Origin of the sequence: Corynebacterium spheniscorum (genome assembly GCF_900113445.1) — a bacterium.
Classification (GTDB): Bacteria; Actinomycetota; Actinomycetes; order Mycobacteriales; family Mycobacteriaceae; genus Corynebacterium; species Corynebacterium spheniscorum.
The window spans coordinates 42,436-68,277 of record NZ_FOPJ01000001.1; the positions used below are offsets into that span (position 1 = coordinate 42,436).

Consider the following 25,842-nt stretch of genomic DNA (forward strand, 5'->3'; position numbering starts at 1 on the left):
TGGGGGTTTGTGGACTACGGTTAAACACGATATTGCTCATCGGCCCCCGCACTGAATGGTCACCTCACTGCAACGCGACAGCATCAGTGGTGCGTGGGTCCACGTCTCATCGGAACGCGAAGGACACAGGGAAACGCACATGACCAACGGTCGTACCACACGCCGGCGTCCCGGCACCGCTGTGGGGATCGCCGGCGGATCCGTCGACCTCGGCGATGACACCCTCACCCAGGACATCCACGAGGGTATGACCCGCGTCGAGGACCTGATGCGCGAGGAACTCAAGCAGTCCGAAGACTTTTTGGTCGATAAAGTTCTTCACCTCGCCAAAGCTGGTGGCAAACGCTTCCGCCCCATGTTTGCGCTGCTCGCCGCGCAATACGGGGATAAACCCAAAGACATTTCCGTCATCCGCGCCGCCGTGGTGGTGGAGGTCGTCCACCTAGCCACCTTGTATCACGATGATGTGATGGATGAGGCAGAACGCCGCCGCGGCGTGGAATCCGCGAACCTGCGGTGGGGTAACTCGGTAGCCATCTTGTCCGGCGACATTCTCCTCGCCCACGCCTCCCGCCTCATGTCGCAGCTGGGCGTGGACACGGTTCTACACTTCTCTGAAACCTTCGGCACCCTGGTCACCGGCCAGATGCGCGAAACCATTGGCGCTGGTGAAGGCGATCCAGTGGATCACTACATGAAGGTGATCGCGGAGAAAACCGGGGTGCTCATTGCCTCTGCCGGGTATTTGGGCGCGCTGCACGCCGGGGCCAAGCCGGAGCATGTGAAGGCACTCCAAAAATTCGGCTGGAATATCGGCATGGTCTTCCAAATCGTCGATGACATTATCGACATTTTCTCCGACCCCAAGGAATCCGGTAAAACCCCAGGTACTGACCTGCGTGAGGGGGTATTCACCCTGCCTGTTCTCTACGCCTTAGCAGAAGATTCCGCGGTGGGGGAGGAGTTGCGCGGGCTGCTTACTGGCCCGGTGGAAAAGGATGAGGATGTGGAGCGCGCTTTGGGGCTGCTGGTGCAGTCCCAGGGGCGGCAGCGTGCTTTGGCCGATGTGCACCGCTATCTCGCCGCCGCCGAGGAGCAGCTCGAGGCGCTGCCGGATAACAGCACCACCGCTGCGCTGCGGCATCTGGCCAAGTACACGATTAGTCGGGTCGGATAGTTTTCGCAGCTAGTCGCACTGATTTGCTTGGAGCCCTAGGTTTCGTAGTAGAGTAAGCGGCGCACGCCAGGTTGCCCGAGCGGCCAAAGGGAGCGGACTGTAAATCCGCCGGCATTGCCTTCGCTGGTTCAAATCCAGCACCTGGCACCAAAAGAGTCATTGTGAAAGCAATGGCTCTTTTTGCATTCTCGAGCTCGGGTGCCTGGGCTATCCAGGCGAGGCATGCCCTCACCATGTGCGGGCGTTATGCCGCGCGCGCTTAGTTTCAGGCGCGAGATCTCGGAAACTTATGCCCAAAAACCATTGATACGCTGGCGATTTGGCGTGTTTGGAGAATGTGGGTTAATCTTTGTGAGGCTTCAACGCAGCGCCCCACGCCGGGGCCTGGGGTTCAAGCTAAGCCCCCTTAGCTCAGTCGGTAGAGCGTTTCCATGGTAAGGAAAAGGTCAACAGTTCGATTCTGTTAGGGGGCTCTGTTGTTTTCTTCGCTTTATAGGGCGGATAGAACACGTGGCGGTGTAGCTCAGTGGTAGAGCAAGCGACTCATAATCGCTGTGTCGCGAGTTCAATTCTCGCCATCGCTACTGAGGTAAAAGATGGGCGCCATTTTCACTCACCGAAGATGGTGCTTTTCTTCAACTCGGGCCCTGCTGCTGGTAGGGTGTCACCACATAGGGGCGTAGCTCAATTGGCAGAGCAGCGGTCTCCAAAACCGCAGGTTGCAGGTTCAAGTCCTGTCGCCCCTGCAAAGTACAGTGCCTCGCTTCCCCACACGCCTGGGGGAGCGAGGCTTTCTGTTATAGTTGCCTAGTCTGCATCTGAAACTGCACGGAGGATATCGTGAGCGAAAATAAGCAGCCGAAGCCGGCCGCTGCCCGACCTACTGGTAAGCGCCAGCTTGCCGGAGTCAGCACGACTTCCACCGCGACCTACACCAAAAAGAACACCCCGGTGCGTATCGATGATGAAAAGCCCGGTGGCGGTGTTGCCAGCTTCTTGCCGGAAGTGGCCTCCGAGATCCGCAAGGTGGTGTGGCCCACCGGTAAGCAGATGGTGACCTACACCTTGGTGGTCTTCGCCTTCCTCATCACCATCACTGTTTTGGTGTGGGGTGTGGACCTGCTCGCCAGCATGGGAGTTGAGAAGGTTCTCACCAAGTAGCTAGACTGCCCTTAACAGAATTACTATCCCGCCGAAGCCACCTTAAAAAACCAGGGGCACGGCGGGATCATTTATTGAATACACACACCTTTGGAGCAAGCATGAGCGAAGACACCCCCATCACGGAACAACCGGTCCAAGAAGCCGACCTGGAGATCAGCGAAGGCACCAAGACTGAGGAACCCACCTTCTCCGGCTCCACCGAAAGCGAAGAAGAAACCCCCAGCTCTCAATCCGCTGACGCCGAAGCCGCTGACGCCGAAGCCGCTCCAGAAGGCGAAGCCGCTGCCTCTGACGGTGAAGCCGCTGAGGGAGACGCCACTGAAGAAAAGGCGGACTCCGATGCGGAATACCGCGCACGCCTGCGCCAATACACCCGCGAGCTAAAGAAGCTGCCTGGTCAGTGGTACATCATCCAGTGCTACTCCGGCTATGAAAACAAGGTGAAGACCAACCTTGATATGCGCGCACAAACCCTGGAAGTCGAAGACTCCATTTATGACGTCGTGGTGCCGATCGAGCAGGTCACCGAAATTCGCGATGGCAAGCGCAAGCTCGTTAAGCGCAAGCTGCTGCCCGGCTATGTGCTGGTGCGCATGGATATTAATGACCGCTCCTCCTCCGTGGTGCGCGACACCCCCGGTGTGACCAGCTTCGTTGGTTCTGAAGGCCACGCCACCTCCGTGAAGCACCGCGATGTGGCGAAATTCCTCATGCCGCAGGTCAGCGATCCGGAAGGCGAGAAGGCCGCCGTGAACGCCGAAGGCGAGAAGGTTGTGGCCATGCCGGAAGAAGCCGCACCCAAGAAGGTCCACATCGACTTCCAGGTCGGCGAAGCCGTCACCATCCTCACCGGTGCGCTGGCATCCGTATCCGCCACGATCTCCGATATTGATGAAAACACCGGCAAGATTCAGGCGCTGGTGTCCATCTTCGGCCGTGAAACCCCCGTGGAACTCACCGCTGATCAGGTAGAGAAGATCAACTAGCCCTAAGGCGGGCTGGTGCTGTAGGATCGATCCTCGCGCCTAAAGCGCAACTCATACTTTTCATCCCCGGTGGCCGGGTTACGTGAAGATCTGAGATGAACTCAGTAGCGGCACCCAGCATCCGGACGGCGGAGAATATGCTCCCCGGTAACCAGGAAGAAGGAATACATAATGGCCCCGAAGAAGAAGGTCTCCGGCCTCATTAAGCTGCAGATCCAGGCTGGTCAGGCCAACCCGGCACCGCCGGTCGGCCCGGCCCTGGGCGCCCACGGCGTCAACATCATGGAATTCTGCAAGGCCTACAATGCCGCCACCGAAAACCAGCGCGGCAATGTGGTCCCGGTAGAAATCACCGTCTACGAAGATCGCTCCTTCACCTTCAAGCTGAAGACACCGCCGGCCGCCAAGCTGCTGCTCAAGGCCGCTGGTATCCAAAAGGGCTCCGGTGTTCCGCACACCAACAAGGTCGGCTCCGTGACCATGGAACAGGTCAAGGAAATCGCCAAGACCAAGCAAGAAGACCTCAATGCTCGTGACATCGATGCCGCCGCGAAGATCATCGCCGGCACCGCTCGCTCCATGGGCATCACCGTCGAAGGCTAAAAACTTTTCTCGTGGCAGGGCCCGCTTCGGCCCGTCAACACCACAAGATTCCCGAACAGATTAAGGAAATCTCTTCAATGAGCAAGAACTCCAAGGCTTATAAGGAAGCCGCTGCCAAGATCGATAAGGGCCGCGTCTACAGCCCCATCCAGGCAGCACAGCTTGTCAAGGACACCTCCTCCAAGAACTACGACGCCACCGTTGACGTCGCCGTTCGCCTGGGTGTCGACCCGCGTAAGGCCGACCAGCTGGTTCGCGGCACCGTCTCCCTGCCCAATGGCACCGGTAAGACCGTGACGGTCGTCGTCTTCGCCGCTGGCGAAAAGGCCACCGAAGCAGAAGCTGCTGGCGCCGACATGGTGGGCACCGACGAGCTGATCGAGAAGATCCAGGGCGGCTGGACCGACTTCGATGTCGCCATCGCCACCCCGGACCAGATGGCCAAGGTTGGTCGCGTGGCCCGCGTGCTGGGCCCCCGTGGCCTGATGCCGAACCCCAAGACCGGCACCGTGACCACCGATGTCACCAAGGCCATCACCGAAGTCAAGGGCGGCAAGATCTCCTTCCGTGTTGACAAGGCCTCCAACCTGCACGCCGCTATCGGCAAGGCTTCTTTCGATGCCAAGGCTCTGGCCGAAAACTACGGTGCACTGATCGACGAGCTGCTGCGCATCAAGCCCAGCTCCTCCAAGGGCATCTACCTGAAGAAGATCACCCTTTCTTCCACCAATGGCCCCGGCATCCCGGTGGACACCCACGTGGTGAAGAACTACACCGAAGAGGCCTAAGACCTCCTCAAAGAACGAACTCCTTGCCTATTCGCAGGTAAGGAGTTTTTCTTATCCACGTGCGGCACTCCCCAGACACCTGCACACCGTGCAGGAATAACTGCTGGGGCTTAGCCACCCGATCTCGAATAAAGCTCCACTTCCCGCGCGGACTTGCGGGGTTTAGGTGGAGTGTGTAATATCCTCACAGAAGTTTGAACAGCTGCGTGAAAGCGCGGCTGAGCTCAAGTTTCACCGAAGACCGTCGGTCAACCTCCATGAGGTTCGAAGGTCCCTGATCTCAGGGCGGCCCACGCAGGAGACACTTTGAAGCTACATCTTCTCGACTTATTGCGGAATACCGCAAAAGTGTGAGGTTGAAGCGCCCCAGTGCTCTTGCACGCGGGGCTTTTTTCATGCGTGATTAAAGCACCGCGGCGGACAGATGAGAAGAAGACTGGAAGGAGGCGAAGTAATGGCAAACCCGAAGAACGAAAAGTCTTTAGCAGAGCTGAAGACCAAGTTCGCAGAGGCAAGCTCCGTTGTGCTCACTGAGTACCGCGGCCTGTCTGTGGCTCAAACCACCGAACTGCGTAAAGAACTCGGCATGGACGTCCAGTACTCCGTCGCCAAGAACACCCTTCTGAAGCTGGCGGCACAGGATGCCGGCGTCGAGGGTCTTGACGATATGCTGACCGGCCCGACCGCTGTTGCCTTTATTAAGGGCGAAGCTGTTGACGCTGCCAAGGCGATGAAGAAGTTCGCGGAAGCGAATAAGCAGTTCATCGTTAAGGGCGGCTACATGGATGGCAAAGCGCTGTCCGCCGACCAGGTCAAGGCCATCGCTGAGCTGGACAACCGCGAGACCACTCTCGCCAAGCTGGCTGGCGCAATGAAGGGCAACTTGGCCAAGGCTGCTGGCCTGTTCAACGCTCCCGCTTCCCAGGTGGCGCGCCTCGGTGCTGCGCTGCAGGAGAAGAAGGAAGCCTAAAGGCACCTGCCTTAAGCAAAACCCACGTTTCAACAACACATTTATCCTTAAGCACCGCCCCCGACAACTATCTTGTGCGGAAGCGCCTAGCGCCAAAGTGCCTAGCGCAGAAGCAATGAGTGCGGGCTTGAGGAACAAAGAAAGGACGTCACCATGGCTAAGCTCACCAAAGACGAGCTCATCGAGGCTTTCAAGGAAATGACCCTCATCGAACTCTCCGAGTTCGTGAAGGAATTTGAAGAGGTCTTCGAAGTTACCGCTGCTGCTCCGGTTGCCGTTGCTGCTGCTGCCGGCGGCGAAGCTGCTCCGGCCGCTGAAGAGAAGGACGAGTTCGACGTCGTTCTGGAAGATGCCGGCGCCAAGAAGATCGGCGTGATCAAGGCTGTCCGCGAAATCGTTTCCGGCCTGGGCCTGAAGGAAGCCAAGGAACTGGTTGAGTCCGCTCCGAAGGCTATCCTCGAAGCTGCCTCCAAGGATGACGCTGAGGCTGCCAAGGCTAAGCTCGAAGAAGCTGGCGCCAAGGTCTCCCTCAAGTAATTTCATTTACTTCAGCTCTCAAACCCTCAGCTTAGGCTGGGGGTTTGTTTGCGTTTCCGGGTAGTGCGAGGGGCGGGGCGGGGCTAGGGTTGGGGAGATGTGGTGGGGCCAGGGGGTGCGGGAGAGGTTGCGAGGGGGAGCACCGAGGGGTGCCAGGAGAGGGGGAAGGTAGACTATCGGCCATGCTGCCTCGCTCGCGTGTGTTCTCCGCGCTGCTCGTTGGGCTCGGCGTAGCCCTGATGGTTGCCGGCCTGTTGACCCCCAAACTCATCCACGCTGATCCACGGATCCCACTCGAACCCGCGGATGTGACGCTCAGGTTGGTCGACCCCGAGGCAAAGACCCGTTTGCTCAGCGATGGGCGGATACTAACTAGCCCCGTCACGCGACAGATCCATGTGCAACTGCAGGACCCAGCCTCGGCAGATAATGTGACCGAGAACGTTGGAGTTTCTTTGCTGCGGGATTCCTATCAAGAAGACCGTGACCGGCTGATCTCCGCAACCGTATGGAACCTGAACCTGGATCGCGGGAGTGCGGAAATTCAAGAACCACTGACCGTGCGCGACCAGCTGGTGGGGCCCTCCACCTCCGCTCCAGAAGCCCTAGGGGCATTGTGGATGCACTTCCCCTTACACCCTGAAAAGCGGGCCTACCCGGTACTTGATGACACACTGCGTGCCCCAGTGACAGCCGAGTTCATTGGCGAAGAGGAGCATGATGGCCGCCAGGTGATGCACTACCGCCAAGATATTAAGGCGCAGAATGTGCATGAGCACTACCAAAATTTCTTCACCAGCACCGAGATTGATGGCGAAGAGCTCTTCTTATTCCACTCCGGAACGCGAGATTTATATGTGGATGCAGCAACCGGGGTCATCATAAATATTGAGGAAGATGTCCACGATTTTTATGGCACCAAGGACGCCAAGCCCCGCGAAGATGTGCTGAAATTCCGCGGTGAATTAACTGAAGAGGCGGTGGCGCAGCGCCTGGCGCATGCAGCAGAGTTACCCAAGGCAGAAACGGTAAAGATCTGGGGTTGGGCGCTGCTAGGTATAGGTGCGGTACTAACGCTGCTGGCGCTAGTAGGGGCCTTCCGAGGCCGCGTTTAAGCGCTGGCAGGAACCCTGAAATCTGAACCTATAGTGGTGTACACTCAGCAGCGCACTGCACAGGTGGTTGTTCTGCTTGAGGGTTCGCTATTTGATCCGCGTGGGCACTGCGTGTCATTATCAGCTAAGTTGCAGCTTTAAGCTACATTGAGCGAAGACGGCCCCGCTCGCGAAAATTAAAAAGACATATACGAAAACATGGCGCGCCGCGGTTGCCCGCGGATAGGGGAGCGCCCAGGCAGCTGCCCTCAAGGGATGCTTTACATCCTGAGAGATGTGGTATAGGCTGTCTCTTTGCGCTGGGAGCCGTCTCTGGTGTGCAGGAAACCTTGATCAACGATCTGCGAAAAGATCGATTTGACAAGGTGACTTTGTGCTATCTGGGGGCAGGTCATCCCACAGCAGACAGAATGCTTGTTTACCAGCGGATTCGGCGATTCCTGCCCAGGGAGTCGTCGCCCGCGTGAGGTGCTGGAAGGACCCATCTTGGCAGTCTCCCGCCAGACCAAGTCAGTGGCCGACATCCCCGGGGCTCCGAAGCGATTTTCCTTTGCGAAAATCACTGAGCCCATTGAAGTACCGGGACTCCTCGACTTGCAACGCGAATCTTTCGCGTGGTTAGTCGGCACAACCGAGTGGCGCGAACGTCAACGCGAAGAGCTCGGTGAGGACGCCCGTATTACCAGTGGTTTAGAGGACATCCTGGAGGAGCTTTCGCCCATCCAGGACTATTCGGGCAATATGTCCCTGTCCTTGTCTCAGCCGCGCTTCGAGGATGTTAAAAACACCATCGACGAGTGCAAAGACAAAGATATTAACTACTCCGCTCCGCTGTATGTCACCGCGGAGTTCATTAACAACGACACTCAAGAAATTAAGTCCCAAACCGTATTCATCGGCGATTTCCCGATGATGACCGAAAAGGGCACCTTTATTGTCAACGGCACCGAACGTGTCGTCGTATCCCAGCTGGTGCGTTCCCCCGGTGTGTACTTTGATCAGACGATCGATAAGTCCACCGAACGCCCGCTGCACTCCGTGAAGGTTATTCCTTCCCGCGGTGCATGGCTGGAATTCGACGTCGATAAGCGCGACACCGTTGGTGTGCGCATCGACCGTAAGCGTCGTCTGCCGGTGACCGTGCTGCTCAAGGCCCTTGGTTGGACCGCTGAGCAGATTAAGGAACGCTTCGGCTTCTCCGAACTTATGATGTCCACTCTGGAAAGCGACGGGGTGGAATCCACCGACGCTGCTTTGCTGGAGATTTATCGCAAGCAACGCCCGGGTGAGCAGCCCACGCGTGACCTTGCGCAATCCCTGCTGGACAATAGCTTCTTCCGGCCGAAGCGCTATGACCTAGCCAAGGTCGGCCGTTATAAGATCAACCGCAAGCTGGGCTTGGGCGGTGACCACGACGGTCTGATGATCCTCACCGAGGAAGACATCGCCACCACCTTGGAATACCTCGTGCGCCTGCATGCCGGTGAACGCACCATGACCTCGCCGACTGGTGAAGTTATTCCGGTGGAAACCGACGATATTGACCACTTTGGTAATCGTCGTCTGCGCACCGTTGGTGAACTTATTCAGAACCAGGTCCGGGTTGGCCTTTCGCGCATGGAGCGGGTTGTGCGCGAACGCATGACCACCCAGGATGCGGAATCCATTACCCCGACCTCCCTGATTAACGTTCGCCCGGTCTCCGCTGCGATCCGCGAGTTCTTCGGTACCTCGCAGCTCTCGCAGTTTATGGACCAGAACAACTCGCTTTCCGGGTTGACCCACAAGCGGCGTCTCTCGGCCCTTGGCCCCGGTGGTCTTTCCCGTGAGCGTGCCGGCATCGAAGTCCGTGACGTTCACCCCTCTCACTACGGCCGTATGTGCCCGATTGAGACCCCGGAAGGCCCGAACATTGGTCTGATCGGTTCGCTGTCCTCTTATGCTCGCGTGAATCCCTTCGGCTTCATCGAGACCCCTTACCGCAAGGTAGAAAATGGCAAGCTCACCGATCAGATTGATTATCTGACCGCGGATGAAGAAGACCGCTATGCGGTTGCTCAGGCTAATACTGAGATCGACAAGGACGGCAATATCGCCGAAGAGCGCGTCGTTGTGCGCGTGAAGAACGGTGATATTCAGGTCGTCAATGGCGATGAGATCGACTACATGGACGTCTCCCCGCGCCAGATGGTCTCCGTGGCTACCGCCATGATTCCCTTCTTGGAACACGACGACGCTAACCGTGCCCTCATGGGTGCGAATATGCAGCGTCAGGCTGTGCCGCTCGTTCGTGCCGAACCACCGCTGGTGGGTACCGGTATGGAACAGCGCGCCGCCTATGATGCCGGCGACCTGCTGATTAACCGCAATGCCGGTGTGGTGGAAAATGTGTGTGCCGACTTCATCACCGTGATGGACGATGAAGGCCGCCGCGAAACCTACATGCTGCGTAAGTTCCAGCGCACCAACCAGGGCACCTGCTATAACCAGAAGCCCTTGGTGGAGATCGGTGACCGCGTAGAGGCCGGACAGGTCCTCGCCGATGGTCCCGGTACCTGCAATGGTGAAATGTCGCTGGGCCGCAACCTCCTGGTTGCTTTCATGCCCTGGGAAGGTCACAACTACGAGGACGCCATTATCCTCAACCAGCGTGTGGTCGAGGAAGACATCCTTACCTCCATCCACATCGAAGAGCACGAAATTGATGCCCGCGACACCAAGCTTGGTGCCGAGGAGATCACCCGCGAAATCCCGAACGTCTCCGAAGATGTCCTCAAGGACCTCGACGAGCGCGGCATTGTCCGCATCGGTGCGGATGTTCGTGACGGCGACATCCTGGTCGGCAAGGTCACCCCGAAGGGTGAAACTGAGCTGACCCCCGAAGAGCGCCTGCTGCGCGCCATCTTCGGCGAAAAGGCTCGCGAAGTGCGCGACACCTCCATGAAGGTGCCGCACGGTGAAACCGGCAAGGTGATTGGTGTTCGTCGCTTCTCCCGCGAAGATGACGATGACCTCGCCCCGGGCGTCAACGAGATGATCCGCGTGTACGTCGCTCAGAAGCGCAAGATCCAGGACGGTGATAAGCTCGCCGGCCGCCACGGCAACAAGGGTGTTGTCGGTAAGATCCTGCCGCCTGAAGACATGCCGTTCATGGCTGATGGCACCCCGGTGGACATCATCTTGAACACCCACGGTGTGCCGCGTCGTATGAACATTGGTCAGGTCCTGGAAATCCACCTGGGCTGGCTCGCTGCTGCTGGTTGGAAGGTTGATCCGGAAGACCCGAAGAACGCTGAGCTGCTGAAGACCCTGCCGGAGGAACTTTATGATGTTCCGGCTGGTTCTTTGACCGCCACCCCGGTGTTCGACGGTGCCTCCAATGAGGAACTCGCTGGCCTGCTGGCGAACTCCCGCCCCAACCGTGACGGCGACGTCCTGGTTGATGAAAACGGTAAGGCCAAGCTCTTTGATGGCCGCTCCGGTGAACCCTTCCAATTCCCGGTGTCCGTGGGCTACATGTACATGCTGAAGCTCCACCACCTGGTTGATGAAAAGATTCACGCACGTTCCACCGGTCCTTACTCCATGATTACCCAGCAGCCGCTGGGTGGTAAGGCCCAATTCGGTGGTCAGCGCTTCGGTGAAATGGAGGTGTGGGCCATGCAAGCCTATGGCGCCGCCTACACCCTCCAGGAGCTGCTCACTATCAAGTCCGATGACGTGGTCGGACGCGTCAAGGTTTATGAAGCCATCGTGAAGGGCGACAATATCCCGGATCCGGGTATTCCTGAGTCCTTCAAGGTGCTGCTCAAGGAACTTCAATCGCTGTGCCTGAACGTGGAAGTTCTTTCCGCCGACGGCACCCCGATGGAGCTTTCTGGCACGGACGAGGATGACCTCGAATCCGGTGCTTCACTGGGGATTAACCTATCCCGCGATGAACGCTCCGATGCGGATATCGCCTAAGTAACCCTTAGATCCCGACCACACCTTCTTATCTAGCTACGATCCCCCGGAATGAGCCGGGGGTGAAAGGGAGTTACGTGCTCGACGTCAACTTCTTCGACGAGCTCCGCATCGGCCTTGCCACTGCCGACGACATTCGCCGCTGGTCCAAGGGCGAGGTTAAAAAGCCGGAGACCATTAACTACCGAACCTTAAAGCCCGAGAAGGACGGCCTCTTCTGCGAGAGGATCTTCGGTCCTACCCGCGACTGGGAGTGTGCTTGCGGTAAGTACAAGCGCGTCCGTTATAAGGGCATCATCTGTGAACGCTGCGGTGTTGAGGTCACCAAGTCCAAGGTGCGTCGTGAACGCATGGGCCACATTGAACTCGCCGCCCCGGTTACCCACATTTGGTACTTCAAGGGTGTTCCTTCCCGCCTTGGCTACCTGCTAGACCTGGCGCCGAAGGATCTGGAACGCATCATTTACTTCGCGGCCAATATCATCACCTCCGTTGATGAAGAGGCCCGCCACAGCGACCTGACCACTCTGGAAGCAGAAATGCTGCTGGAGAAGAAGGACGTGGAAGCTGATGCCGAATCCGAAATCGCCGACCGCGCTGCCAAGCTTGAGGAAGACCTCGCTGAGCTGGAAGCCGCCGGTGCTAAGGCAGATGCGCGCCGCAAGGTGCAAAACGCTGCCGACAAGGAAATGCAGCACATCCGTGAACGCGCTGAGCGCGAAGTGGAACGCCTAGAAGAAATCTGGCAGACCTTCGTCAAGCTTGCGCCGAAGCAGATGATCATCGACGACACCCTCTACTCGGAACTCGTCGATCGCTACGAAGACTACTTCGATGGCGGCATGGGGGCGGAAGCTATCCAAACCCTGATCCGCAACTTCGACCTCGACGCTGAGGCCGAAGAACTGCGCACCATCATCAACGAGGGCAAGGGCCAAAAGAAGATGCGTGCCCTTAAGCGCCTCAAGGTGGTTGCTGCCTTCCAGCGTTCCGGCAATGACCCGGCCGGCATGGTGCTTGACTGCATCCCGGTTATTCCGCCGGAGCTTCGCCCGATGGTGCAGCTCGATGGTGGCCGCTTCGCCACCTCCGACCTGAATGACCTCTACCGTCGCGTGATCAACCGCAACAACCGTTTGAAGCGCATGATCGAACTCGGTGCCCCCGAGATCATCGTGAATAACGAAAAGCGCATGCTGCAGGAATCTGTGGATGCTCTCTTCGACAATGGTCGTCGTGGCCGCCCGGTCACTGGTCCTGGCAACCGTCCGCTGAAGTCCCTGAGCGACCTGCTCAAGGGCAAGCAGGGTCGTTTCCGCCAGAACCTGCTGGGTAAGCGTGTCGACTACTCCGGTCGTTCCGTGATTATTGTCGGCCCGCAGCTGCGCCTGCACGAATGCGGTCTGCCGAAGCTCATGGCCTTGGAGCTCTTCAAGCCCTTCGTCATGAAGCGCCTGGTGGAACACGACTATGCGCAGAACATTAAGTCCGCTAAGCGCATGGTGGAACGTCAGCGCCCCGAGGTGTGGGATGTGCTTGAAGAAGCCATTTCCGAGCACCCCGTGATGCTCAACCGTGCACCTACCCTGCACCGCCTGGGTATCCAGGCCTTCGAACCGGTGCTGGTGGAAGGTAAGGCCATTCAGCTGCACCCGCTGGCCTGCGAAGCCTTCAACGCTGACTTCGACGGTGACCAGATGGCCGTGCACCTGCCGCTTTCGGCAGAAGCACAAGCTGAAGCCCGCGTGCTGATGCTCGCCTCCAACAACATCCTCTCCCCGGCCTCCGGTAAGCCGCTGGCAATGCCGCGTCTGGACATGGTGACCGGTCTGTACTTCCTCACCATGGATAAGCGCGAGGATGAAGTCGGTGGCCAGGGCCGCTACACCCCGGCATCGGAAGATCAGCCGGCACAGGGCGTGTACTCCTCCTACGCGGAAGCCCTCATGGCCCGCGACCGTGGCGTACTTGGCCTGCAGGCTCCCATCAAGGTGCGTATCTCTCACCTGCGCCCGCCGCTGGACATTGAAGCTGAGCAGTTCCCGGATGGTTGGGAGCAAGGCCAAACCTGGCTTGCTGACACCACCTTGGGTCGCATCATGTTCAACGAGCTGCTGCCGTGGAACTACCCCTACCTTGAGGGCGTTATGGTCCGCAAGGGTGGCGGTTCCGGCAAGATCCTGCTCGGTGACGTGATCACCGAACTCTCGGCGACCTACCCGATGATCACCGTGGCTCAAACCATGGACAAGATGAAGGACGCTGGCTTCTACTGGGCAACTCGCTCCGGTGTGACCATCTCCATGTCTGACGTGATCGTGTTGCCGAACAAGGATGAAATCCTCGACAACTACGAAGCTGAAGCTCGCGAGATCGAGCGGAAGTTCTGGATGCAGGGTGCGCTCACCGAACGTGAACGCTATGACCGCCTGGTCGAACTGTGGAAGGACGCCACCGACGTTGTCGGTAAGGCCGTGGAAGAGCTCTACCCGGATGACAACCCGATCCCCATGATCGTGAAGTCCGGTGCCGCCGGTAACATGCGCCAGATCTGGACCCTAGCCGGCATGAAGGGCATGGTCGTGAACTCCAAGGGTGATTACATCACCCGCCCGATCAAGACCTCCTTCCGTGAAGGCCTCTCCGTGCTCGAGTACTTCAACAACTCCCACGGTTCCCGTAAGGGCCTGGCCGATACCGCGCTTCGTACCGCCGACTCCGGGTACCTCACCCGTCGACTGGTGGACGTGGCCCAGGACGTCATCGTTCGCGAAGACGACTGCGGCACCCGCCAGGGTGTGCGCGTGCCGGTTGCTGTCCCCACCAAGGACGCCGAAGGCAAGGTCACCGGCTACACCCGCCACGGTCTGGTGGAAACCTCCGTGGCAGGTCGTGTGCTCGCCGTTGATGCCAAGGATGCTGATGGCAATGTCATCATGCCCGTTGGTTCTGACCTCAACGAAGTCAATATCGACGAGCTCGTCCAAGCCGGCGTTGCTGAGATCAAGGTGCGCTCCGTGCTCACCTGCCAGACTCCTTCCGGTGTGTGCGCGAAGTGCTACGGCACCTCCATGGCTTCCGGCCACCTCGTCGATATCGGCGAAGCCGTCGGTATTGTGGCCGCACAGTCCATTGGTGAGCCTGGTACCCAGCTGACCATGCGTACCTTCCACCAGGGTGGTGTCGGTGGCGACATTACCGGTGGTCTGCCGCGTGTCCAGGAGCTCTTCGAAGCCCGCGTTCCGAAGAACCGTGCTCCGATCGCCTCTGTTGCCGGCAAGATTCACCTGGAAGACGAAGGCAACTTCTACACCCTAACCATCACCCCGGACGATGGTTCGGATGACGTGGTGTACGAGAAGCTTTCGAAACGCCAGGGCCTGGCAATGGTCCGCCGCCCGATGGAATCCAACCCCTCGGCCATGATCGAACGCGCACTGCGTGAAGGCGACACCGTTGAGGTGGGCGACCGCCTGCTTCGCGGCCCCGCTGACCCGCACGATGTGCTCGAGGTTCTGGGCCGCCGTGGTGTGGAACAGCACCTGATTGATGAAGTGCAGGCCGTGTACCGCGCCCAGGGTGTGGCTATTCACGACAAGCACATCGAAATCATCATCCGTCAGATGCTGCGCCGCGGCACCGTCATCGAAGCTGGCTCCACCGAGTTCCTCCCCGGTACTCTCGTGGATCTCTCCGAAGCCAAGATGGCCAACGCCGAAGCGATCAAGGCTGGCGGCCAGCCCGCCGAGCTGCGCTCCGAGATCATGGGTATCACCAAGGCCTCGCTGGCTACGGAGTCCTGGCTATCCGCCGCCTCCTTCCAGGAGACCACCCGTGTGCTCACGGACGCTGCCATCAACAAGCGCTCCGATAAGCTCATCGGCCTGAAGGAGAACGTGATCATCGGTAAGCTGATCCCGGCCGGTACCGGTATCTCCCGCTACCGCAATATCTCCGTTAAGCCCACGGAAGCTGCCCGCTCCGCCGCATATGCGATTTCCAACTACACGGATTCGATTTATGGCGGCGACGATAGCTTCGGTGAGTTCACCGGCGCCTCCGTTCCGCTGGAGGATGCATTCTAAAAGCTACTGTGGCAATAGCTAGCTAAGAAGCAGATACGCGCCCCGCAGTTCTTCGCCCCCTTGTCGGGCAAGAGCAGCGGGGCGCGTTGCTATTGCTACCGACCTTCGGCCAGGATCTGTTTGAGCCAAGTAGAAGCCAGATCTATGGTGACGGGCTTGTCAACGCACATCCCCCTTAGTTATTGGGAGTAAGTGTTTGGTGCGCTTATCCAAGGTTTAACACGCGCGTATTAGCGCTTGGGTTGCATATAGCTCGAGCACTGTCGAAGGGTTTTAGCTCCTCCGGATTTCACGTTGAGACTTCCCCGTTACGCCTATCTACTGGGGAGGTTCGCTCTGGGGGTCGCCTTAACCTGGATTAGTTCGACCTTCGAGAATCGCATTTCGTAATTGCTTTCCCAGGGACTGATATTGGCCGAATCTACTAGCAAGTCCAGGCTGCTGCCCAGCAATTGGGTTTTCATCCACGGCTGTACGGATCCGAGTCTACTGTTCACTTGGAGATTCCAGACACGAGGGCTCATCATCTGGGCATTAGAGCATTTCTCTTCTGCCCCTACACGTGAGCTATCCGGGATACTGTGCCACAACCGCGCAACTCAAGAGGTTCCATCTTTGTAAGAGGGACTGTGCTTGTAACAGAGGCGTAAGCGTACTGTCTGGTTATTCTGTGGTGCCTTAGAAGGGCATGCAAGAAAAACTTTTCCTTGCGGCCCATATGGCTGTTGATTCACGGAGGAAGCTGTTCCTGAAGCTCACTTACAGAGAAAAACGGGTCTACTTCATGCTATAGACGTATCATTCCCAGAGGTAACAGGGAAACACTAGGGACACTGCTCTCCGCATAATCATGAGTCTCATAGAATCAATTGACCGTACTGAGCGCGGGATATTTAGCTTCTACAACGCTAAGAAATCAACAGGCGAAAACCAGTGGCGTAGGTTTACTTAAGACAAGCATGTCAAGGATGCGACGGGTCCACAGATACGGTCTATAGCGTAGGCGGAGTAGCTCATCGCACCATGAAAAGCCAGTAAAATCCGCCGGACCAAGTCATTTCTAGACGCTCGAGGAGAGGCAAATTCGGCAGGTGAAGCATAGCGAGGTCTGGTCACTATGCCGCTGCAGCGCGCAACAAGGAGATTTCCCTATGGGGTGATTCTTTCTATGGCAGCCTATGCAATATCAGTCATCCAAAGGAGCCATTTCTTGAAAACGTTCTCGGTTCACAGTGCTAGGACCCGCACGTGAAAAAATGTTATGAAGGGTATTGCGTTATAGATCTCATAGTGTTACCTTAGTGGCTGGCCAGCCTGGCTAACCTCCGATGACCAAGTGGCATGAATAGACATGCTGGACCGCAAACCGGTTCGGAGTATCGACCTCCCAGGCTTCAAGGAGTTCTTATGCGTCGGCTAACAAGTATCTCTGTTCTAACGGCATTGGCAGCCGCATTCACAAGCGTAGTGGGAGTTCCCGCCTACGCCACAACTATCAACCAAAATCCTGCTACCGAGTGGCGATTGGTTGACGAATCCACTTTTTCCGGAGCTATCCTTGAGGGCTTTGAACCCATGGAAGTTCCAGATGCCCTGGTTGAGGAATCGTACATCGGCATTGAAAGGCCGACGGACGATTTCCGGGCAACCCCATCGTTCCATATCTGTAGCCCGATTGGACATGCTGAGAACCCTCACAAATCTGGCAGCGACGTGTCAGCGCATGGTTTTTGGTACAGGAACAACTGTCGGAACTTCCATGCTAACGTGCGGGTTGATCTCTCCGCTTTCTGGGGAAATCGTCAAACTGGCGTGGGAACGTGGATAACCGTGGCGCCGAACTCACAGAGTATTGAGGCCGGTGGAGGTCGCGGCAATCGCGTGACAGCTCGTACGCACTGCTATGCTTCCTCGCATCCCGTGAGCTGGCGGAATACGACAGACGTTGATGTGATCGGTGAGCGAGACTGGCCTGGTGTGCAGGAGAATATTCAGACGCTCTACTGTGCCCCAACAAGCTAGCCTTGCTGTGTAATGATGACGATTAACTATCTGCGCTGGATGGGGGTTGCGGCGTGGACGTGCGGATTAGCTATCCCACGCCACTCGAAGGGGATGTCCGTAGCCCCCGGTGGCTCCCCACACCGCATTCGCATTGAATCTGCCGGCGGTTGCGCAAACACGCTGGAGCTAATCGAGCGCGAATACACGCACATCCAGTGGCTGCTGGCCGGTGCACCCCGCGATGAATCGGCGCTGCAGTATGTGTATCACCAAAACCTGCGGCTAAGTGGAGATACCCTTAGCGAGCACACGTTCGCTGTCGTGGATTTTAGCGATGCTTCCTTAGCTGGAGGCTCCGACTCAGGGCGAAACCATGACTATAGTCCCGAAGCTTCACTGGCATACGCCAAGGATCTTGGTGAAACCGCAGTCGGAGAGGCACTCTCAGCACACATCCCGGACTGGCCGTTGGCAGAACCCTTGGGACTGCTTGCTCTTGCAGTTCGCGAATACTACAGCGGCTCTGTCTTAAGGCAGCTCACGCAGGAATATGCAGAGCAGTTGGAAAAGAACCCCGATCGGTGTTCCAGCAGCTCCGCATATGGCCGGCTGGCATATAGCGTGACGCGAAACCGAGAGCCAGAACAGGTATCCACACCGCAGGGAGAAACGACGCACACTACGTCTATCACCTTGCATATTCTCGCTGAGGATCTGCTATTTAGTGAGGAAGTGCTCGGGCACCTCATCGAGCGTGCCCAAAAGTTCGCTACGGTTTTCGGGAGCAGCATTGATTGCCGGAAAATTTTCCGCACTATTCGTGTCCACAGTGTTTTCCCCTCCACTATCCACGAAATAGATGCAGAGGAAGCCCCAATCATTCTGTATCGGATCCCACTTATTGCCGAGCTTCTTCCTTCCTGCTCACTGCCTCCAGCGGCGAGTGGGGAAGAGTATTCGGATTCCTATGCGGATAAGTGCAGGGATTCTTCGCCGGCAACGTTTAGCCAAACTCCGGTTGTTCTGCATCGAGATTCAGATAGCGGAGTTGTTGAAGCCCGCCGATTTGTACCAGGTAAAACAGTTGTAGATCGCAGCATCCACTACGGCGGCTATCTCACGCCTGCAGAAGTGATTGCTGAACTACAACAGGAAAGCTCCACTGATGATTCGGCAACCCTGGTGGCATATACATCCCCATCGATGATCTGGGAGTCCTTAGCCACCTGGGGACTATCAGCTGATGCCTGGGCTGGTCGAGGTGAGAGCACTGTGCGTGCACTCCGTCCTACTAGCGCCTCCGTGCTGGGTGATTCCATTGATCGACCACTGATGAGCATCGTGGTGGATGAAGGAGCCCCTTATGGCAGCATCCTCCATGATGTGTGCGATGTGCTTGATGCCCTCGGCGTTGATTCCTCGACGGATTATCCGATTGAGCTGTTGCACTCCGCGGCAGCTTCAGCAGAAGTGAGCGAAGGATCAGCAACGCCAGCTACCGCTGGCGAGAGCGACAATGGCGTGGATGAACCTCATTCCACTGTGCTGCCATGCCTATGGCCCCGGGCTTTAGGGGCACGGCGTGAAGCAATTCGGGATCGCGCACTTGCCCTCGCAGCCCTCCGCCAAGCTTTAGGAGGCGTTGTGCTCGATGGTGTCGCCTGGATTGGTGTGAATTACCTGCACGGGAGCTCTGCCACTCAGCCCGGGTGCATAGATGTGGCAGTGTGCTATGAAACCGCTGACATAGATCGCGGCGGCTTTGCGGAGAGCCTAAGTAGTGCCTTGGATGAAGTCTGCCGGGCTCACTTTCCTGGTGTACAGGTCAAACACGAGATCCTTGACGCCAGCCAGCTTGCTGGTGCTCGTGATTGGGTTACAGCCGTGGGCTGCCATCCAGAGTGTGCTTACCTGCCGACATATATGCAGCTGGAACGCCTCAACTAGCAGTTTCAGGGCAGTGCCCCTGGGGTAATAGCTTAAGGGGCACCGCACCATCGTTCTGTTTGGCAGGCAACAAAAAACTCCTCAGCGGCGAAAGCCGTTGAGGAGTTTAAGGTTGGTGCTTCTTAGACCTTTAGGAAGGTTCGCGAAGCGGAGTCATAACCGGGGTGCCGTGGTGATCAAGGATCTCGGCATTGACCTGGTAGACATCATCAATCAACCGGGAGCAGAGCACTTCTTGAGGCGTGCCCTGGGCAAGCACCGCACCGCGGCGCATGACCAAAAGCTCATCACAATAGCGAGCAGCCAGGTTGATATCGTGCAGGGCCACAAGCACCAAGGTGTTGTCCTTGATGACGCGGCGATGCAGCACTTCCAAAAGGAAGAGCTGGTGGTGCAAGTCCAACGCAGAGGTGGGCTCGTCGAGCAACATCAGTGAAGGGTTACCGACCAACATCTGAGCAGCGGCAACCAGCTGCCGTTGACCACCGGAAAGCTCCGAGAGGTAGCGCTGCGCAATATGCCCGATCTGCAATTCATTGAAGATCTCAGCGGTACGATCTACCGGATCCATACTGGTGGTACGGCGAGCCGCAACCAGCGCGGTTTCAAAAGCGGTGAGGCTCGCTGCGGTGGGCAGGTCCTGCGGCACATAGCCACAGGCCTTGCGGCGTTCCTTTGGGTTGAGCAAAGCGCCGTCAACATAAAGATCAATGGAACCGGCACTAGCGGGGTGCACACCAGCGATGGTGCGGATCAGCGTGGATTTACCGGAAGCATTTGGCCCCAGTAAACCAACGATCCGCCCGCCGCCCATGGGGTTGGCCTTAAAGCCCTCAATGATCGTGGTGCGGCCGTAGCCGATCTTGAGATCATTGAGCTGTAGCTCAACAGTCTTTGGGGTTTGAGTCGACGTCTTACTCACCATAAGGCCCTCTTTCGGGTCAAGATAATGGTCAGGAAGAAGGGCACGCCGACAATGGCGGTGACAATACCAATCGGGATGGCCAGGCCGGGGTTGATCATCAGACTGATGGCGTGGGAACCACACATCATCACAGCGCCGGAGGCCATAGCAGCTGGCAGGAAGTAGCGCTGATCTTCGCCTACCAACATGCGAGCAACGTGCGGGCCAACCAGGCCAACGAAGCCAATGATGCCGGTGAAGGCCACGGTGGTAGCGGCGATCAAGGAGACCAGGATCAGCACGCTGACCCGCAGGCGCTTGACATTAATGCCCATGGCAGCTGCGCGAGCGTCACCGAGACGCAGCGCGGTCAGACGCCACGACAAAACGACGAAGATCGGGATGGAGATCAGCAATACCGCGAACATAATCGCGTTACCCACCCAGGTTGCGCGGGTGAGTGAGCCCATCGACCAGAAGATGATCTGGCTCAAAGCTTCAGCGGTGGCGCGGTATTGGATCAGTGCCAGCATGGCTTGGAAGAGGAAAACCAAGCCAATACCCAAAAGGATCATGGTTTCTGCGCTAGCGCCACGCCAAATGGCGGCACCAACGATGATCAACGAGGCTAGCATGGAGGAAATCCAGGCGATGGCGGCCAGGTTGAACTGCGGTTGATCCAGGATTGTCCAGCCCAACACGATCGAGCTTGCGCCGCCGAAAGCGGCGGCTGCGGAAACACCGAGGGTGAAGGGTTCGGCCAGCGGGTTGGAGAGGATTGTCTGCATCTGCGCGCCCGCGAGGGAGAGCAGCATGCCTACCAAGAGGGCCATAACAGCCATCGGTAGACGGAGTTTAAAGAGAACCGTGCGTGTTTGATCGTCAAGCGAGCTGGGGTTGAGGAACCCCAAGAGCACATCCTTGACGGAGATGTCGATCGCGCCCACGATGGTGCTGACAAAGAAAGATGCCAGCGCTAGAGCCATCAGGCCACCAATGATGAGCCAGCGGTGACGAACGGTGCGGCGGTGTTCGTTGACCAGATCGCCTACACCGGGAACCCCGGGCACCACTGCGGAAGTTTGCAGGGTATCCGGGGTTACGGTGCGTTGTTGATCAGACACGCTTGGAGAAGTTTCCTTCTGCGTCACGTATTAGTTCTGGCTGAGGAAGAAGGTGCCTTCGCCGCCGAAAGGCATGTACTTCTCGTGGGCTTCATCCCACTTCTTCTGCATGTCGAGGTCCTTGTACTCCTCCGGGTTGATCCATGCCGCGATCTGCAGCAGGGCCAGGTAGTTCATCGGGGAGTCATAGAACTGGTGCCAGATGGCGTGGAAGTTGCCTTCCTTCGGAGCTTCCAGCAGCTCGAAGCCGGGCTGGTTTTCCAGCAGCTTGTCGAGGGAAGCAGAAGCGGTGGAGGAATCAATGTCATAGCCGGATGCAGCGTAGGCCGGGGTCTTGCCGTCCTTCTTCTTAGCACCCCAGTCGCCACCGGTGGCGATGATGTACTTGGGCTGCAATTCGATGACCTTCTCCGGGGTCAGGTCGCCAGCTTCGCCATCCAGGATGGCGTCGCCGACGTTGTCGCCGCCAGCGAAGTTAACCAGCTCGGAGATGTTGGCGTTGTTCCAGGTGGAGCAGCAATCCTTCAGGCCTGCTGCGCGCCAGACGAAGACGGAGGGCTTGTCGCTCATCTTGGCGGCCTTTTCCTTGACCTCGTCAAGGGTGCCTTGCCAATCCTTCAGGAAGGCTTCTGCCTTATCTTCCTTGCCCAACAGCTGGCCGTAGACCTTTACGGACTTCGGGGTGTTCTCCAGCGGGTGCTGGCGGAAGTCGGTAACGACGTACTTGAGACCAGAGTTTTCGATCTGCTCAAGGGTGCCGGCCTTCTGGGCAGCCTTGTACTGGTCGGTGGACATAACCAGGGCATCGGGGTTGAAGGTCAGAAGGTTTTCGACGGTGACGTCGCCCTTCTTCAGGTTGCCGATTTCCGGAATGTCTTTGGCTTCGGGGATGGTGTCAACGAGCTTCTTGTAGAAGTCCGGGACATTGCCCTTCAGGTCGGTGCCGATGGCAACGATCTTGTCCATCGGGTTCTTATTGTCTAGCAGCGAGGTGGCAAACACTCCGCGACCTTCGGCCAGGACAATGCGTTCGGGCTTCTTGTCGAACTTAACGGTGCGACCTTCGACGTCGGTGATGCTGATGGCTTCGCCGTCAGCTTCAGTCTTAGCCGAGGTGCTTTCCTTTTCAGCAGCGGTGCTGGTGGTGGTAGTAGAGGTTTCCGTCTTGGTGGAATCACCAGAGTCGGATTCAGAACCGGAGCAAGCCACCAGGCCAGTTGCGGCCAGGGCGGTAATTGCGGCACCGGTAATGCAGCGACGTACGATCATGGAATGTTTCTCCTCCCAGAGAACTTCAGTAAATATCGTGACCAATTCGTCTCTGTGGGGCGGATATATAGAGGGGTCCTAATCAGACCAGGAACGCCAAAAATTCCAAGACGAGCCTGCAGGGTCACGTAATTGGGTACAGGCAAGGCCAGCCTAATGGCAGTTGGGAAGATATGCCTAACCGTATTGGAAGCGATTTTGCTCACAAGAAGAAATTGAATGGGTCACCTTCGACGGAGGAAGGCATCATCCGAAGGTTGGATGTACGTACGTATTAATCGGTAAAGAAACATTTCTGCAGGTCAATTAGGTATGGGTGGCCTATCTAAATGAAAATACGTTTCTTATGGCAGGAAATTACGTCGCAACTGTGCACATTTGTACATTTGGAAAATGGGAATAAATTAAACCCCTAGACCTCCCTCAAATAGGGGAGGCTAGGGGTTAATTCGCTGCGATAATCAATTGCTCTGTTTGCAAAAAATTATCGTTTGAGTATTTACCAGGTCGAATCACCACGGGTGAGAGCGTCATAGCCGCCATCGATGAAGATGACCTGACCACAGAGGTGAGTGTTTTCTTCGCTGACCAACCAGGCGAAGAGCTTGGCGGCCTGCTCCGGATCCATCCAACCATTCAGCGGCATCGGGGTGGTTTCCTCGAGGAGCTTGCGGCCCTCGGGGTTATTGACCAGATCCTTGGTCATCGGGGAGGTAACTACAGCCGGGGCGATGGCGTTGAGCGGAATGCCGGCACCAGCCCAATCCTCGGAGGGGGCTGCGCGGCGCATCCACTTGGCGATGGCCTTCTTGGAGCAGGAGTAGTTCTTATAGGCATCCGACTGGCCCATTTCTTCCAGCTCGGCACCGCGTTTGACGGCGCCTTCTTCATCGCGGTCTTCCAGAGCCTTCATGAGCTCTTCATCCTGCGGATGCAGGGAGGCGATGGAGCAGGTAAGCGCTGCGCGCGGGGCATCGGACTTGAGCAGTAGCGGGCGCAGGCCTTCGAGGGTGGCCAGGGCGCCGAAGTAGTTCACCTTCAAGGTGATGGGCTTCGGGAATTGGATGCCGGCGTTGGCGATGACGCCATCGAGGCGGCCCTCGGAAAGCTTGGTGGCCTCATCGATGAGGTTCTGGCGGCCTTCCGGGGTGGAGAGATCGCCATTGATATCGGCGTTCTGTAGGTCGGCACCGATGACCTTGTGGCCGCGGGATTGGAGGAGCTCGGACGTGGCCTTGCCGATACCGCTAGCGGCGCCGGTGATGAGATAGGTACGGGACATATATGCCTCCAAGAGGTTAAGGAAATGTTGTCAATGAAAAGACGGATGGAAAACAACACCAATCCACGTAGTAGATGTTGGTTTACTACGTGTGGGTCTGTGAGCTGAAGCCTACCACCACGGATACTGCCGACAAGGCGTTTTAGGTCACATTCGGGGGTTGGATAAGTGTCCATATCCTGCAGAAACTATTACTCCGGGCAGGGAGGGTGGCCACATCTCCACTAAGTGGTCGCAATGCCGGGGTATGAGCGCTGCGCAAATGGCGGGGGTAGCAGAAGGGGGCTGGTGCTGCAAGGATAATTTTCTAGCACGTACACTCGTACACGCTATGGGGGTATGTGGGTCCTTGTTATGGCTACTCGCGCCAAGCATTCTTAGTGGCGTGGCATAGCGTGGGCCGTGCGCGCGGATACTTATATATATGTGCCCCGCGTGGGCCCGCCGAACTCGGGTAAAGCTTCGGCGAAGCCTCGGGGAAGCCTCGGGGAAGCCTCGGGAAACCTGAGGGGACGGTAGTGGGGGTGTGATTTGGGTGATCAGGTGTGACTGCGGTACTCTTAGCCGGATCCCACGTCTAGATGGTGGGAAGCCCGATTTTTCCCCAGTAAGCCAGCGAGAGCGGCCGACTGGGTTACGCACGTTTAAAAACCTTTGAAGTTTGGGTGGCTGAGCGTGATAGAAGGACAACGGGCAGCTAAATAAAACTCAAGGTTCTACGTCTGCGTCGCGGAAAATGCGCGTTGGGCGTCAAAACAACAAGAAAGACGGTTCATGCCCACTATTCAGCAGCTGGTCCGCAAGGGCCGCCACGACAAGTCCGCGAAGGTGAAGACCGCGGCCCTGAAGGGGTCCCCGCAGCGTCGTGGCGTATGCACCCGTGTGTACACCAGCACCCCCAAGAAGCCGAACTCTGCTCTCCGTAAGCTCGCTCGTGTGCGCCTGACCTCTGGTATCGAGGTTTCCGCCTACATTCCCGGCGAAGGTCACAACCTGCAGGAACACTCCATGGTGCTCGTTCGCGGCGGTCGTGTGAAGGACCTCCCGGGTGTGCGCTACAAGATCATCCGCGGCACCCTGGATACCCAGGGCGTGAAGGACCGTAAGCAGGCTCGTTCCCGCTACGGCGCGAAGAAGGAGAAGTAATCAATGCGTAAGTCTGCAGCTCCGAAGCGCGAGATCATCAAGGATCCGGTTTACGGTTCCGAACTTGTCACCCAGCTGGTGAACAAGGTTTTGCTGGACGGCAAGAAGTCCACCGCTGAGCGCATCGTTTATGGCGCTCTGGAAAAGTGCCGTGAGAAGACCGGCACCGATCCGGTTGGCACCCTCGAAAAGGCTCTCGGCAATATCCGCCCTGACCTCGAGGTTCGCTCCCGTCGCGTGGGTGGCGCCACCTACCAGGTGCCGGTTGAGGTTCGCCCCGGCCGCTCCAACACCCTGGCTCTGCGTTGGCTGGTGACCTTCACCCGTCAGCGTCGTGAGAACACCATGGTTGAGCGCCTGGCCAATGAAATCCTGGATGCTTCGAATGGTCTGGGTGCTTCTGTGAAGCGTCGCGAAGATACGCACAAGATGGCTGAAGCCAACCGCGCCTTCGCTCACTACCGCTGGTAATTCCCGCTGGGGAGCTTTCCTCTTGGGGAGCTCTCTCCTGGGGTCGTACCCTCCGGGGATACTTCCGCTCAGGGAGTTTTCCCTCCCGGGGCCACTCCCTTGGGAATCCCGGCGCTGGGGACGCGACACATCCCGCGCCCTGAGGATGAGGACGCTGAAGGCACAGGAGCCGCACGGCAACAGCCGCAAGGCATAGCAGCCAGCAGCAACAGCCAGCAGCAACCGCGCCCTCATGGCAAGATTGACGAAGAAATAACACATCTAGTATCGGGCTTTGGTGATCGAACACCTCGTATGGCCCGGA

The 25,842-nt window shown here is 57.6% G+C and carries 17 protein-coding genes and 4 tRNA genes; 17 read left to right on the top strand and 4 right to left on the bottom strand.

What is annotated here, in order from left to right; translation table 11 throughout:
* Positions 1–139 precede the first annotated feature (139 nt).
* From BMZ01_RS00210 to BMZ01_RS00290, 15 genes are all read left to right on the top strand, one after another.
* Positions 140–1,177 (top strand): polyprenyl synthetase family protein, encoded by a 1,038-nt coding sequence (locus BMZ01_RS00210; RefSeq protein ID WP_092283233.1) that lies wholly within the window; start codon positions 140–142, stop codon positions 1,175–1,177.
* Positions 1,178–1,242: 65 nt separating this feature from the next.
* A tRNA-Tyr gene (locus tag BMZ01_RS00215) sits at positions 1,243–1,327 on the top strand.
* 250 nt (positions 1,328–1,577) lie between these two features.
* Positions 1,578–1,650 (top strand) — tRNA-Thr (locus BMZ01_RS00220).
* A 39-nt stretch (positions 1,651–1,689) separates the two neighbouring features.
* Positions 1,690–1,761 (top strand) — tRNA-Met (locus BMZ01_RS00225).
* An 89-nt stretch (positions 1,762–1,850) separates the two neighbouring features.
* Positions 1,851–1,923 (top strand) — tRNA-Trp (locus BMZ01_RS00230).
* 94 nt (positions 1,924–2,017) lie between these two features.
* The gene (gene secE / locus BMZ01_RS00235; RefSeq protein ID WP_092283235.1) at positions 2,018–2,338 is read left to right on the top strand and encodes a preprotein translocase subunit SecE; all 321 of its coding nucleotides are present in this window, start codon (positions 2,018–2,020) and stop codon (positions 2,336–2,338) included.
* 101 nt (positions 2,339–2,439) lie between these two features.
* Entirely contained in the window at positions 2,440–3,327 is an 888-nt protein-coding gene (gene nusG, locus BMZ01_RS00240; protein ID WP_092283237.1) for a transcription termination/antitermination protein NusG, read from the top strand.
* Between the two features lie 171 nt (positions 3,328–3,498).
* Positions 3,499–3,930, top strand: coding sequence for a 50S ribosomal protein L11 (gene rplK, locus BMZ01_RS00245; RefSeq protein ID WP_092283239.1), 432 nt, complete (start codon positions 3,499–3,501; stop codon positions 3,928–3,930).
* Positions 3,931–4,007: 77 nt separating this feature from the next.
* Complete coding sequence (gene rplA, locus BMZ01_RS00250; protein WP_092283241.1) at positions 4,008–4,718, top strand: 50S ribosomal protein L1; 711 nt, start codon at positions 4,008–4,010, stop codon at positions 4,716–4,718.
* A gap of 454 nt (positions 4,719–5,172) precedes the next feature.
* Complete coding sequence (rplJ, locus tag BMZ01_RS00255) at positions 5,173–5,688, top strand: 50S ribosomal protein L10 (RefSeq protein ID WP_092283243.1); 516 nt, start codon at positions 5,173–5,175, stop codon at positions 5,686–5,688.
* A gap of 153 nt (positions 5,689–5,841) precedes the next feature.
* On the top strand, positions 5,842–6,225 hold the full coding sequence (rplL, locus tag BMZ01_RS00260) for a 50S ribosomal protein L7/L12 (protein WP_092283245.1): 384 nt from the start codon (positions 5,842–5,844) through the stop codon (positions 6,223–6,225).
* A gap of 182 nt (positions 6,226–6,407) precedes the next feature.
* Positions 6,408–7,340, top strand: a complete 933-nt coding sequence (pgfA, locus tag BMZ01_RS00265; RefSeq protein WP_092283247.1) for a cell envelope lipid trafficking protein PgfA — start codon at positions 6,408–6,410, stop codon at positions 7,338–7,340.
* A 468-nt stretch (positions 7,341–7,808) separates the two neighbouring features.
* Positions 7,809–11,306: a DNA-directed RNA polymerase subunit beta gene (rpoB, locus tag BMZ01_RS00270; RefSeq protein WP_177180010.1), complete on the top strand. Its 3,498-nt coding sequence runs from the start codon at positions 7,809–7,811 to the stop codon at positions 11,304–11,306.
* Positions 11,307–11,383: 77 nt separating this feature from the next.
* A complete protein-coding gene (locus BMZ01_RS00275) occupies positions 11,384–15,391 on the top strand; it encodes a DNA-directed RNA polymerase subunit beta' (RefSeq protein ID WP_092283251.1) in 4,008 nt (1,335 codons plus the stop codon).
* Between the two features lie 2,034 nt (positions 15,392–17,425).
* On the top strand, positions 17,426–19,342 hold the full coding sequence (locus tag BMZ01_RS00290) for a hypothetical protein (RefSeq protein ID WP_143067413.1): 1,917 nt from the start codon (positions 17,426–17,428) through the stop codon (positions 19,340–19,342).
* A 130-nt stretch (positions 19,343–19,472) separates the two neighbouring features.
* Here BMZ01_RS00290 and BMZ01_RS00295 read toward each other — a convergent pair whose 3' ends face one another.
* From BMZ01_RS00295 to BMZ01_RS00310, 4 genes are all read right to left on the bottom strand, one after another.
* Positions 19,473–20,267, bottom strand: a complete 795-nt coding sequence (locus BMZ01_RS00295; RefSeq protein WP_092283258.1) for an ABC transporter ATP-binding protein — start codon at positions 20,265–20,267, stop codon at positions 19,473–19,475.
* Positions 20,261–21,247 carry a FecCD family ABC transporter permease gene (locus tag BMZ01_RS00300; protein ID WP_395890613.1) on the bottom strand — a complete coding sequence of 329 codons (987 nt, stop codon included), beginning with the start codon at positions 21,245–21,247 and terminating at the stop codon, positions 20,261–20,263. The genes BMZ01_RS00295 and BMZ01_RS00300 overlap by 7 nt, the downstream gene beginning before the upstream one ends.
* 153 nt (positions 21,248–21,400) lie before the next feature.
* Positions 21,401–22,639: an ABC transporter substrate-binding protein gene (locus BMZ01_RS00305; protein WP_092283260.1), complete on the bottom strand. Its 1,239-nt coding sequence runs from the start codon at positions 22,637–22,639 to the stop codon at positions 21,401–21,403.
* 499 nt (positions 22,640–23,138) lie between these two features.
* Positions 23,139–23,921, bottom strand: a complete 783-nt coding sequence (locus BMZ01_RS00310; RefSeq protein ID WP_092283262.1) for an SDR family oxidoreductase — start codon at positions 23,919–23,921, stop codon at positions 23,139–23,141.
* 774 nt (positions 23,922–24,695) lie between these two features.
* On the opposite strand from BMZ01_RS00310, the gene rpsL reads away from it, so the two are divergent.
* Positions 24,696–25,067: a 30S ribosomal protein S12 gene (rpsL, locus tag BMZ01_RS00315; protein ID WP_092283264.1), complete on the top strand. Its 372-nt coding sequence runs from the start codon at positions 24,696–24,698 to the stop codon at positions 25,065–25,067.
* A gap of 3 nt (positions 25,068–25,070) precedes the next feature.
* Positions 25,071–25,538: a 30S ribosomal protein S7 gene (rpsG, locus tag BMZ01_RS00320; RefSeq protein WP_092283266.1), complete on the top strand. Its 468-nt coding sequence runs from the start codon at positions 25,071–25,073 to the stop codon at positions 25,536–25,538.
* Positions 25,539–25,842: the final 304 nt, after the last annotated feature.